Here is a 13,684-nt window from a genome sequence, read left to right on the forward strand (position 1 = left end):
TCGTGCGATCGCCGTGCGCAAGGGGAGGATCCGGTGCTGAGGAACGATTCATCACCCAGCTACGAGCAGTTGTTCGGCGAGTTGGACTTCCGCGCGGAGGACGACGGGCGGTCGGTCTGCTCACCCGCCGCCTATCTGGTCGAGCTGCTGGGAATGCTCGAGGCGTCGTTCGACGGGCCGTCGCTTCTGGAGCGGCGGCCGGACCTGCGGCAGATCGTTCTCGACGCCGAGCACACGTTCACCGAGGCGCCGTACCTGGACATCGCCAACGAGGTGCTGGAGCGGCTCGTCGGCGACGACCCGTACGGATCGCTGCGCAAGCGGGTCCACCCGTTCGGGCTGCCGTTCGCCCTGCGCAACGAGCGGCTCAAGAAGTACCTGGCCGGTCTGGAGGTCACACCGGAGGAGCTGTACCGGCTCTTCGCGTCGAGCGTGGACCACGACGTGGTCGCGCGGGAGTACCTCGGGTTGTCCGCCGAGGACGTCGCGGTCGTGACCACGGTTCTGCCGGAGGCGGCGCTGCGGACCGCGTACGGGTTCGGCGACAAGGACACGTTCGCCGGTCTGCAGGAGGCCCGGCGGTTCAGCGAGGCGACGGGGCTGTCCGGCGATCAGGTACGGGAACTGGTCGCGATCAGCCCCGGCGTGGTCATGGCTGCCGACAATACGCGGATCGAGCCGGCCGCCCGTCCGGGTGCCGTCGAGGTCGCCTGGTTCGAGCGGGCCGGCCGGGTCGCCCGCCTGGCCCGGCTGACCGGGCTGAGCCTGACCGACCTGGGCACCATCCTGACGAGCTGCTGCGACGGCACTCTCGACGCGGCCGCGCTCCGGAGCGTCGCGATCGTGATCCGCCTCGGGCGCCGGCACGACCTGACACCCGCTCAGGTGTGCGAGCTGGCCGGGGCGGCCGGCCCGGCCGTCATCGAGGGCTGCACCGGGGACATCCTGGCGCCGCGCAACCGGGACTACCGGGCCCGCCTGGCCGTGGCGATCAACGTCGCCGAGAGCGACATCGCGACCGTGGTCCGGCGCTACCGCGAGCACTACGACGCACCGTCGCCGAGCCCGTTCGACCGCGGCGACATCGGCCAGGCGGAGATCGCCCTGCTGCGCCGGGTGGTACGCCTCGCCGGGACGCTGGGCGTCGCGGTCGACGAACTGTTCGACGTCCTGATCGCGCTGGGACGCGACCCGTCGCTGTATCGCTGGAGCACCTTCGTGACCCTGGACCCGCCCGGGGCCGGCGACCCCTATGAGGTCCTGGCCGGTGACGACGGGGGCGCCGCTCTCCGGCTGATCCAGCTGATGCTCGCCGTGGTCGCCTGGATGCGGGACACCGGCTTCGGCGCGGCCGAGCTGACGGCGATCCTGGGCGGCCGTCCGGAGAACGACGCCGACCCGGACGCGATCCGGCGGGCGCTCGGCCCGGTCGCGTTCACACCCGCGGTCCTCGCCTCGGACCGGTTCTCCGAGCGCGCCGCCCGGGTGATCCACGACGCCCTCGCCACCCACGAGACCCCGGCCGCGCGACTGCCGCGCCTCGACCCGGCCGTCGTGCCGGGCGCTGCCGCCGCCGCGGTGGACCAGCTCGGCGTGATCACCGCGGCCGACTTCACCGGGCTGGGCCTGGACCGGCGGCTGACCGCGAAGATCTTCGCCAACCTCGTACACCTGGGTGTGCTGTCCGCGGAGGGCGCGCTGCTCGCCGAGGCGCCCGGCGACCTGCGGCTGGCCCGCGACTACAGCTCCTACCAGGAGATGCTGTTCAAGATGATCGGCGCCGCGGCCAACGGCACCACGTCGTTCTTCCCCTCCGATCTCGTGATGCTCGACCACCTGACGCCGGATCAGCAGGCCGAGCTCTACGACAATCTCACCTTCAACGGGTACGTGAACCCCGACGGCGACCTCCGGGATCCCGCCTTCTTCGCCGACGCCGCCAACGCCGCCCTGTTCGACGTCGACGTGGACCTCTCCGACGTCACCGGTGCCGTACGGCAGCTCATCGACGACCGCGTCGCGACGTTCCGCAGCGCACCCCTCGCCCTGGATCCGGCGGTCTTCACCGACCTGCGGGCGACCCCCGCGCAGCTCACGTCCCTGACCGCAAGTCTGCGGTTCAACGGCTTCCTGGACGACGCCGGCTGCTACTCGGCCAAGGCCGCGCTGAGCGACCTCGACCCGGCCGACTTCCGGCTGGCCCCGCCGTTCCACCGGCATCGCCGGGTGATCCTGGACGCGATGCGCGCGCAGATCGCGGCGTTCCAGGCCGAGGTGCAGACGTTCACGGCGGACGACTTCGCCCCGCTCGCCGACGCCGCGATGGGCGAACGGGTGCGCGCGGCTCTGGAGGGCACCCACACGGCCGGCGGCCGGGTGCTGGACGAGTCGCTGTTCGCCGATCCCTTCGGCACGCTCGACCTCGGACCGGGGTTCACCGCCGCGGAACTGCGGGTCGTGCACCGGCGGATCAGCCAGGCGCTCGCCGATCAGGAGCCGTACCGCCTCCAGGCCGCGTCCCTCGCCGGCCTCGGCTTCACCGACGACGAGTGCGACCGGCTCGCCGCCCAGCTGACCGAGATGGGCCTGCTGACCGCGGGCCGGGGGCTGACACCGGACTGGCTCCCCTGGTTCCGCGCCGAGAGCAACGCGCTCGACTTCGTCCTGGAGGACCTGGAGGACTACCAGACCGAGATCTTCTTCCTGCTGCACGCCGTGGCGATCGAGCAGCACGCGGCCGTCATCGAGATCGGTGACAGCCTCGCCGCGCACGCCGGGCGTCAGCAGGACACCCTGTACGGCGCGCTGGCCGACTCGTTCGGCGTGCCGGTGGCGACCGTCGCGGCGATCTGCGAGGCGGTCACCGGCAGCGCGGACGCGGCCCTCGATGTGTTCACCACGGTCCCGGCCGGCGCGCGCTTCCGGCTCGCCCATCGCCGGGTACGCCGGTTCGCGCTGCTCGCCGCGAAGCTGGGGCTGGACCCGGCCGAGATCGCCGCGGTCTTCAAGGATCAGGATCTGGTCGGCAAGTTCGGCGAGAACCTGGCGCTGCCGCCGGGCGTCACCCGCTTCGACGCGCTGCTGGAGAGCTCCGACGGCACGGTCTACGCGTTCGGCGAGGGCGGGTACTGGACCTGGTCCGCGGCCACGTACGAGCTGACCAGCCCGGCCCCGAGGCCGCTCACCGATCTCTCCGGCCGCTTCGGGGCACTGGTCGCCGTCGACGCCGCGTTCCGCCACCCCTCCGGCACCGAGTGGCTGATCGGCCGCGACGGCCAGGGCGCCACGCACGCCTTCACCCGTGACGAGGGCTCCGCCCGCTGGGTGCCGCGGGACCAGGTCTGGGGCCGGATCCGCAACACCTTCGAGGACCCGGCGCGCGTCGACGCCGCGTTCGTCGACCCGAACGGCCGTACCTTCCTGCTCTGCGGCGACCAGTACGTCCGGTACTCCCGGACGGATCTGCGGGTCGTGGACGAGGGCTACCCGCGCAGCACCGCGGACTGGTGGCGGCGGGAGGAGCTGGACGGGCCGATGCCGCCGGCGTTCCGTACCGCGATCGACGCCTGCCTCCGGGACCGGGACGGGCAGCCGGAGGCCGCCGCCTGGGGAAAGGTCCGCAACAACCTCGAGCTGGCCGGCCGGATCGACGCGGCCGCCGAGGACGGGCCCGTCGTGCGGTTCTTCGCCGGCGACCAGCAGTTCGCCTACTCGGACTGCGTCGAGAACCAGGGCGTACGCGCGGACGAGGGTCACCCCCGCCGGATCGCCGACGTCCCGGCCGGGTTCGACGGCGGGCTGGACGCGGCGTTCACCGATCCGTCCGGCGTGCGGCACCTGTTCAAGGACGGCCGGACCGTTTCGATCGGAGCCGGTGCGGCAACGGCCGGCGCGTCGTCCGAACCGCCCGGCGCCGTCCGGGCCGCCGCGGTCGCGGTCGCCGACCGTACCGTCCAGCATCTCTGTGCCGCCGGCGCGGCCGGCGAGCTGTGGCACGCGGTCCGGTCCGCCGACGGTTCCTGGGGCCCGTTCGGCGACGTCGAGGGCCAGACCGGCGACATCGGCGACGTGACCGACGTGAGTGTCGCCGCGATCGACCGGGATCTGCACGTCGTCGTCGTGAACGCGGCGGGCCGGCTGTGGCACACCGTCCGGTCCGCCGACGGGCGCTGGGGCCCGTTCGCCGACATCGAGAGCCAGACCGGCGACATCGGCACCCTGCGGGGTGTGGGCATCGCCGCCGTCGGCGGGGACCTGCATGTGGCCGCCGTCAACGCGGCCGGCCGTCTGTGGCACACCGTCAAGTACGCCGACGGGCGCTGGGGGCCCTTCGGCGACATCGAGAGCCAGACCGGCGACATGGGCGACGTGGCCGACGTGAGTGTCGCCGCGATCGGCCCGGATCTGCACGTCGTCGTCGTGAACGCGGCGGGCCGGCTGTGGCACACGATCCGGTACGGGGCCGGGCGCTGGAGCCAGTTCGGTGACGTCGAGAGCCAGATCGGCGACATCGGCCACCTCCGCGGTGTGAGCGTCGCCGCCGTCGGCCTGGATCTGCACGTGGCCGCCGTCAACGCGGCCGGCCGGCTGTGGCACACCGTCCGGTTGGGCGCCGGGCGGTGGAGCCCGTTCGGTGACATCGAGAGCCAGGCCGGCGACATGGGCGACGTGACCGGCGTGAGCATCGGGTTCGCCGGCCCGGATCTGCGGGTCGCCGCGGTGAACGCGACAGGACGGCTGTGGCGGACCGTCCGGTACTCGGACGGCCACTGGGAGCCCGCCGCCACCGGCAGCCGGACCGACGGCGTCGTCACCGCCACCGCCGAGCGGTGGGGCGTGCTGCGCCCGGCGCTGCCCAGCGGCACGGTGGACGCGGCCTTCGTCGGTCTGGACGGCAAGACCTACCTGTTCAGCGGTGACACCTACCTGCGCTACTCCGGCACCGACTACACGGTGGTGGACAGCGGATATCCGCGCCTGATCAGCCGGGACTGGGGTGGGCTGACCAGTGTCGACGCCTCGCTGGTGCTCGACGGCAGCGCGTACCTGTTCGGCACGGGCGGTGACGGCGCCCGCTTCTACGTCCGCTACTCCACCAGGGACTACGCCGCGCCGGACGCCGGCTTCCCGAAACCGCTGACCGACAACTGGTGGAACCTGCTCGACGGCGCCGACTTCGGGCCGATCGACACGGTCTTCACCGGCCGCGACGACCGCACGTACCTCTTCTCCGCCGGCCGGTTCGTGACCTTCGACGCGCAGCACCGCTGGTGGTCCGAGCCGCGGCTGCTGAGCGTGGACTGGGACAGCTTCCCGTTCAAGCACGTCGACGCCGGGTTCGTCGGCCAGGACGGCCGCACGTACCTGTTCCACGGCGACCAGTACGTGCGCTACTCGGGCAGTGACTACACCGAGGTCGACGACGGCTATCCGCGTACGGTCGGCACGTTCTGGGGCAACGTCGTCAACAACATCGCGCGGACCGGCCGGGTCGACGCCGCACTGGTGACCGACGTGACCGAGACCGTCGACGGCGTCGCCGTGCCGCGCGGATACACCTACCTCTTCTCCGGCGACCAGTACGTGCGGTACGTCAGCGGGGAGTACACGACGGTGCAGGACGGCTATCCGCGGGCCGTCGCGCAGCTCGCCTCCGAACCCGGGCTCGCCGCGCTCGACGTCACTCTGGACGGGGTGGACGCCGCCTACGCGGACCGCCGCACGGCGTACCTGTTCCGTGGCGACACCGGCCACGTGGTGTCCGCGAGCGCGTACCGGCACTACACCGACATCGCCTGCCTGCCGGGCATGACCTGCGCGTTCATCGAGGACGGCTCGGTGCTGGTCCAGAAGCCCGAGGGCTGGATGCGCCGCTCGTCGCTGGAGGGACGCGCGGTGAGCGCCACGCCGTTCCGGCCGCGCACGCTGCGTACCGTTCCGGCGGCCTTCCGGACCGGGCTGGACGCGGTCCTGACCGGGGTGGACGGCAACACCTACCTGTTCAAGGGCGCGTCCTGCTTCAACGTACGGCTCAACCGGGAGTACCCGCTCGCCGAGGAGTGGGGCCGCCCCCGCAACACGATCTTCGAGAGCGGGGCAGTCGACGCCGCCCTGCCGGGCCGCGACGGGCGGACGTACCTGTTCAGCGGCGACCAGTTCGTCGTCTACCCGGACGCCGCCGGCACCACCGTCGACGGCGACCCGATGCCGATCAGCGAGCACTGGGCCGGCCTGACCAGCGTGGCCCTGGCCTACGTGCAGGACGGCACGACGTACCTGTTCGAGAAGCCGGACGAGGACGGGCGGATGCGCTGCCTGGCGTACTCCGGCACCACCTACGACCGGCCCGACGAGGGGTACCCGGCCACGGTGAGCGCGGTGGACGACGGCGCCGGGGGCGACTTCGGCCTTCCGGACGCCGTGCTCTTCTCGGACGACGCCATGCTGCTGCTCAAGGGCCGGCGATGCGTGTCGTACAACGAGAAGACCGGCCGGTGGTCCCACCCGCGCCCGATCGACCGGGTGTGGCACGGCTTCGACCGGCTCGCCGACGCTCTGGAGGAGGAGCTGCGCGCGGCCTTCACGACGGCCGGCGGCGTGACCTGGTTCTTCTTCGAGAAGCACTACGCCGGGTACACCGGCGGCGCCTTCTCCGAACCGGCCGTGATCCGCGAGCGCTGGGGACTGTCCCGGAACCCGTTCGTGCCCGCCGACGGCAGCGGCACGGTGGACGCGGCGTTCGTCTGGCGCGGCGAGCAGACGTTCCTTTTCTCGGGGGATCACTACGTCCGCTACACCGGGCCCGAGTACCGGTACATCGACCCGGGCTACCCCAGGGCGATCGCGAACAACCTGCGCGCCGAGGAGCCGTTCACCAATCTGCCGGAGTCGTTCGAGGACTTCCTCGGCGCGCCCGGCGAGCGCAGTGGCATCGACGCGATCGTCGCCAACGACCGCACCGCGTACATCTTCATCGGTGGCGGTTGCCATGTGGTCTCCCGCACGATCTCGGGCAGCATCGGCGTCGGCGCCCTGGGGCGGATCCGCAACACCCTCGCCGAGACAGGGCGGGTGGACGCGGCTCTCGTGGCCGGCCGGAGCACCTATCTCTTCTCGGGCGACCAGTACGTCCGCTACTCCGGACACGACCACAGCATCGTGGACGACGGGTACCCGAAGTCGATCGGCGCCGCGTTCCCGGGAGAGCTCGACCCGGGCCTGGCGCCGCTGCCGGACGAGTTCGCCGACGGGCTGGACGCCGCGTTCCGCCTGCCCGACGGCCGCGTCCACCTGTTCAAGGGCCGGGAGTTCCTCCACGACGGGCGCCGGCAGCCGATCAAGGGCACCTGGGGGGTCGTCGGCAACGCCTTCACCACCGGCCTCCCCGGCCTCGACGCCGCCTTCGTGGCACCCGGCGGCGACCTGTACGCCTTCCGCTCCGGCCAGTACGTCCGGTACACGGCCGGCCGGCTGGACGTCGCCGACGAGGGCTTCCCCCGCACGGTGACGGACGACTGGGGCGATCTGCCGGGCGCGTTCGAACAGGGCCCGGACGGCGCGTTCACGTTCGAGGGCCGCACCTATCTGGTCAAGGGCGACCGGTACGCCCGATACAGCAGCGGCTTCGACCGGATGGACCGGACCTTCCCGCAGGAGTTCGCCCACCGCTGGGCGTCGGCGGCCGACTACCGCCTCAGCGACGTGCACACGATCGTCCGCTTCGCCGAGCTGGCCCGGTCGGTGCCGGACGGTCTCGCCGCCTTCCTGGTCGACGGCGCCGAGGATCCGTACGCCTTCCTCGCCGGCCTGTTCGGCTGGGACGCCGACGACCTGCGCTGGGCGCGGCGCCACAGCGCCCTGCTCACCCCGGACACCGCCGAGGAGGCACGGTTCGAGATCGAGTTCCTGCTCGCACTGGTCGACGCGTTCGCGCTCACCCGCCGGCTGGGTGCGAGCCTCGCCGAGGTCCACGACGAGGTCTGGACGCTCCTGCACGACGACAACACCACTCCGGACGTCGGCGCCGCAGCCGACGCGGTGTACCGGATGCTGGAACGCCGCACCGGCCCCGGCGGATGGGCCACCGTGTCGGCCCGGATCCACGACGAGCTCAACCTCCTCAAGCGTGACGCCCTGGTCGCCACGGTGATCGCCGACCACCCGGAGTTCCGCACCTCACGCGAGGTGTTCGAGCAGCTCCTCATCGACGTCGACATGGGCAGCGCCGGCACCACGTCCCGGGTCCGCGAGGCGATCGCCGCGACCCAGCTGTTCCTGCACCGGTACCTGCTCGACCTGGAGGCGGTCCGGCTGCCCGAGGGAGCCGACCCCGACGAGGTACGGCAGCGGCTCAAGCGCTGGTGGAGCTGGATGCGCAACTACCGGGTCTGGGAGGCCAACCGCAAGGTCTTCCTGTACCCGGAGAACTACGTCCGCCCCGACCTGCGCAGCCACCGGACACCCGCGTTCGCCACACTCGAGAGCGACCTGCTCCAAGGCGAGATCACCGAGGACGCGGTACGCCAGGCGTATCTGCGCTACCTGGACGAGTACACCGAGGTGTCGCGGCTGGCGATCGCCGGTGGCTACGTCTACACCCCGGACGGCGTGCCGGACGGCACCCGGCGCCTGGTGATTTTCGGCCGGACCCGTACCGAGCCGCGGCGCTACTACTACCGCAGCGCCGAGTTCCGCGACGGCGAGAAGCTCTCCGCCTCCTGGGACCCGTGGCTCAAGGTGGACGTCCAGATCGACGCCGAACGGGTCGACCCGGTGCACGCGTTCGGCCGCGTCTTCGTGTTCTGGCCGGTCGTCGAGACCGTGCAGCCCGACGACCCGAGCAGCACCACGATCGTGGCCACGACCGACGGCGCCGAGCAGCAGGTGACCGCGCCGCCGCCGATGTACCGGGTCCGGATCTACTACTCGTTCCGCAACCTCAACCAGGACTGGGTGCCGGCCCAGGTGCTCGCGGTGGACACCGCGCAGGCCGGCCCGATCAGCGGGGTGAGCCTGTACGTCCAGGCCTCCCGGACCGTGCCGGGCGGACCGGCGGGCAGCCACGACGCGATCGTGGTCTCCTGCTCGTACACGACCCTGGGGATCACCGGCGCGCGGGCGGTCAGCTCCGCCTTCACGCTGACCCCCGAGCTGTACGGCCTGCGCGCCGACAAGCCCGTGACACCGCCCCGGGCGGCCGACGTGAGCCGCGTCTTCGCCGAACCGGTCACCAGCCGGCCCGGCCCGGCGAGCGTCGTACGGTTCAACGCTCCCGCCGACTCGCCGGACGGGCCGTGGATCAGTGTCGACCACAAGGGCGGCAGCTTCCTGTGCCGGCCGATCACCGCGCACGCCGAGCCGCAGCCGATGCGGGACCTGCAGGGCAACGGCGAGCTGCTGCCGTACTCGTGGGACTGGATCGACGCGGCGTTCCAGACCGCCGACGGCACCCGCTACTTCTTCGACAACTCCCGCGCGCGGTTCCTGAAGACACCGAAGGACGAGCCGAGTGCGGGCCGCAACACCGCGCTCACCACCCCGGTCTGGGGCACCATCGGCGCCAACCTGACCCGTGGTGTGCCGGTGGACGCCGCGATGGTCCGCGACGGCCGCCTCTTCGTCTTCGCCGGGGACGAGTACTACCGCTACTCGGCCGAGATCGGGAGGCTCGACCGCGACTATCCCCAGCGGATCGACGCCAACACCGACCGGCTGCCCCTCTGGACGAGGATCGACAGTGCCTTCGCCGGCCCGGACGGTACCGAGTACTTCTACTCGAAGACGCAGAACGCCTTCGTCACCTCGGCCGACCTGACGAGGCCGCGCAGGCTGAGCGAGCTGTGGCCGGAGGCGTCCGGCCGCGTCCTCGACACCGTCGCGGTGGCCGCCGGCAAGACGTACCTCGTCTTCGGCAACGAGTATCTCCCGGTCGTGCCGGACAACCGCGTCCCGCAGCTGCGCCCGTTCACCGGCAACGCCGACAGCCTGCCGCCGAGCGCGCCGAGCGGCCCCAGCGTGTTCTGGGGCGGCAACCTCCTGCGGTTCGACAACGCCCAGCAGATGTGGGAACTGGCGGGGCCCACGGTCACCGCCGCCCGCACCGGACGGCTCACCGACCTCAGCCCGGTCGAGAGCCTCCTGGGCAGGGAGGGCCGGGTGGACGCGGCCTACCTCGCCGAGGTGGACGGCGCGACCAAGCTCTATCTCGTCAGCCGCGACCAGTTCGTCCGGTACTCGGTGGACGGCAGCACGATCGCCGGGCTCACCGACCCCGGATACCCGAAGCGGACGTCGCGCGAGGTGAACGCGGTGTTCCGGCGGCTCGGGCAGCGCTACGCGGTCAGCGGCGGCATGTACGCGCCCCTGCCCGACGACGTCGAGCTGGACGCGACGCTGACGTGGGCGCCGATCGCGGACAACTGGCGCGGCCTGCCCACCGGGTTGTCCGGCCGGTTCACCGTCCTCGACACGGACGAGAAGCTGTTCCTCTTCCGGGGCAAGCAGTACGCGGCTTACACCAACAAGGGGATCACGCCGAGCCCGTACGAGATCGCGGGGCTGCCGACGGACATCGTCCGGCTGACGTCGAGCACCGCGTTCGAGCTCAACCGGCGGCTGCTCGCCGGCGGGGTGGACGCGCTGCTCAGCCCGGAGACCCAGGAGATCGACGAGCTGCCCGCGTTCAGCACCACGCGCTCGGACGCCACCACGATCCAGGTGCCCGACCGCGTGCTGACGGCGCGCATGCCCACCAGCTCGCACCTGGACTTCACCAGCTCCAACGGCACGTACTACTGGGAGATCTTCTTCCACGCGCCGCTGCTCATCGCGCAGGTGCTGAACAGCGCCCAGCGGTTCGAGGAGGCCCGCCGCTGGTTCGAGTACATCTTCGACCCGACAGAGCGCACCCATTACTGGCGGTTCCTGCCCTTCCTCGCCGTCGACGTGGACGCCCTGGTGGTCAGCTGCCGCGGCGACCTCGCCACTCCCGACGGCGCCCGCGCCCGGGCGGCGTTCGAACCGGTGCTGCAGCGGTTGTCCGGGCTCGCGCCGGCCTTCCACCAGATCCGCGACCTGACCGCCGACGACATCGCCTACCTGGACACGCTGGCCGGCGACGGGCTCGACGACGTGGTCACGGCGCTGAAGTCGGTGCCCGCGGGCGCGGTGCGGCGCAGCCTCGAGGAGCGGGTCGCGATGATCGCGCGGCTCGGCCGCCAGTACGACGCGATCGGCGACCGGGGCAGCCTGATCAAGGCGTACCTCGACGACCCGTTCGACCCGCACGCGATCGCCGAGCTGCGGCCGGTGGCATACCGCAGGTCGGTCGTCATGGCCTACATCGACAACGTGCTCGACGGCGCCGACATGCTGTTCCGGCAGTACACGGCGGAGAGCGTCGACGAGGCGCGGATGCTCTACATCCTCGCGTACGACCTGCTCGGGCAGCGCCCGTACGACCTGGGCGCGCGGGCCCTGCCGCCGGCGGCCGCCTACGCGGCCCTGGAGGCCGCGCCGGCCGGGCCGGAGGTGGAGCACCTGACGGCGGGCGGCACCCTGCTGGAGGGCGCCGGGTCGGTGCACGCCGGCGTCGCCAACCCGTACTTCTACGTGCCCGCCAACAGCACGTTCTTCGAGTACTGGACGCGGGTCGAGGACCGGCTGCGGAAGATCCGCCAGTCGATGGACATCCTGGGGATCAGCCGGCCGCTGCCGATGTTCGAGCCGCCGGCCGACGTCATGGCGCTGGTCCGCGGTGCGGCCACCGGTGCGGCCCTCGACCAGGTCACGGCGGCCGCCGCCGCGCCGGTGCCGAACCACCGGTTCGCGGTGCTGATCCGGCGGGCGCAGGACCTGGCCGACCGGGTACGCCAGTTCGGCGGCGACCTGCTCAGCACCATGGAGCGCCGTGACGCCGAGGAGCTGTTCCTGCTCCAGCAACGGCAGGAGGCGGCCGTTCTGGCGCTGACCCGCGGCATCAAGGAGGCCGAACTCCGCATCGCCGTCGAGCGCCTCGCCGAGACGCGGGCCGCGCTGGACGGCGCCGCCGCCCGGGTCGTGCACTACGAGACGCAGATCGCCACCGGGCTCACCGCGGTGCAGCAGGCGCAGATCGAGCTGATGTCCCACGGCGCCAACGCGCACTTCGCGGCGGCCGGTCTGAAGATCGGCGCCGCGATCGCCAAGGGCATGCCCGAGATGCTGATCGGGCCGTTCATCATGGGCTTCCAGCAGGGCGGTGACGAGTTCGGCGGCGCGCTGGAGACGGGTTCGGACATCTCCTCGTCGCTCGGGGAGGGGCTCGCGCTGGCCGGCGAGATCCTCGGCATCCGCGCGGAACAGGAGCGCACGGCGCAGGACTGGAACCTGCAGCTCGGCATCTCGCGCAGCGACGTGGTCCAGATCGGCCATCAGGTGACGGCGGCCGAGCATCAGGTGGCGATCGCCCAGCGCGAGCTCGACACCCTCAACCTGCAGGCGGCGAACAACGAGGCGGTCCTGACGTACGTGACCGGAAAGTTCGCCGGGCCGCAGCTGTACCACTGGATGGCCGGGCGGCTCTCCGCGATGTACCTGCAGACCTACCACCTCGCGTACGAGACGGCACGCGCCGCCGAGCGCGCCTACCAGTTCGAGACGGGTGACAGCGGGAGCGCGTACGTCCAGCCGTCCAGCTGGGACAGCCGGCGCCAGGGCCTGCTGGCCGGCGAGAGCCTCTGGCTCGACCTGGAGCGCCTGAACCGGGCGTACTCCACGGCCGGGCGCCGGACCCTGGAGATCACCAGGCGGGTCTCGCTGTTCGCGCTGGACCCCCTCGCGCTGCTGGACCTGCGCAACACCGGCCGGTGCGAGTTCGCGTTCACCGAGGCGCTGTTCGACCGGGACTTCCCCGGCCACTTCCGGCGCCAGATCCGTACGGTCAGCGTCTCGTTCGACGCCGAGGACGGACCGCTCGGGGTGAACGCCACACTCACCCAGCTGGACCACCGGACCGTGCTCTCGGCCGACCCGGCCGCGGTCAAGTTCCTGCTGGAGCCGAACGGCTCGCCGCCGGCCGCGGTACGCACCGACTGGCGCGCCGGTGACCAGGTCGTGCTCTCCGAGGTCGAGGAGGGCCGGGACAACAACGGCCTGTTCGAGACGCGCTTCGACGACGACCGGTACCTGCCGTTCGAGGGGACCGGCGCGGTCTCCCGGTGGCGGCTGGACACCGGAGGGCAGCGGCCACCGGACGACCTGCTCGACGTGACCGTCACGGTCAAGTACACCGCCGAGGCCGGTGGCGAGACCTTCGCCACGGCGGTACGCGGCATGCTGAAGCCGTACCCGGCGACCCGCATGTTCAACGTGGCGGCCGAGTTCCCGGAGGCCTGGGCGGAGTTCCGGGACAACGGCTCGGCCACCCTGGTCCTCCCGCTCGCCCCGGACCAGTTCCCGGACATCGTCGGCCGCCAGATCACCGGCGTGTACGCGAAGTACCAGCTGCTCGACGGCGGCACCGCCCAGTTCCTGCTCGGCGGCGACAAACGGCTCGCGCTGGCCGACGGCAAGCTGCTCCGGACTCCCGGCCTGACGCTCGGCGCGGGCGGCTGGCGCCTGCAACTGGAGGGCGACAAGAGCGCACTCGACAACCTCGGCCTGATGCTCACCTACCGGGCGAACCGGTGAGCCCCGACTCGGAAGG

1 protein-coding gene is annotated in these 13,684 nt (G+C 72.0%); it reads left to right on the forward strand.

The annotated features are described in order from the left end of the window. Positions 1-33: 33 nt before the first annotated feature. Entirely contained in the window at positions 34-13,668 is a 13,635-nt protein-coding gene (locus AB0M02_RS36165; protein ID WP_364235443.1) for a hemopexin repeat-containing protein, read from the forward strand. The last annotated feature ends 16 nt before the right edge of the window (positions 13,669-13,684 follow it).

The sequence above is a fragment of the Actinoplanes sp. NPDC051861 genome, from assembly GCF_040681145.1.
Classification (GTDB): Bacteria; Actinomycetota; Actinomycetes; order Mycobacteriales; family Micromonosporaceae; genus Actinoplanes.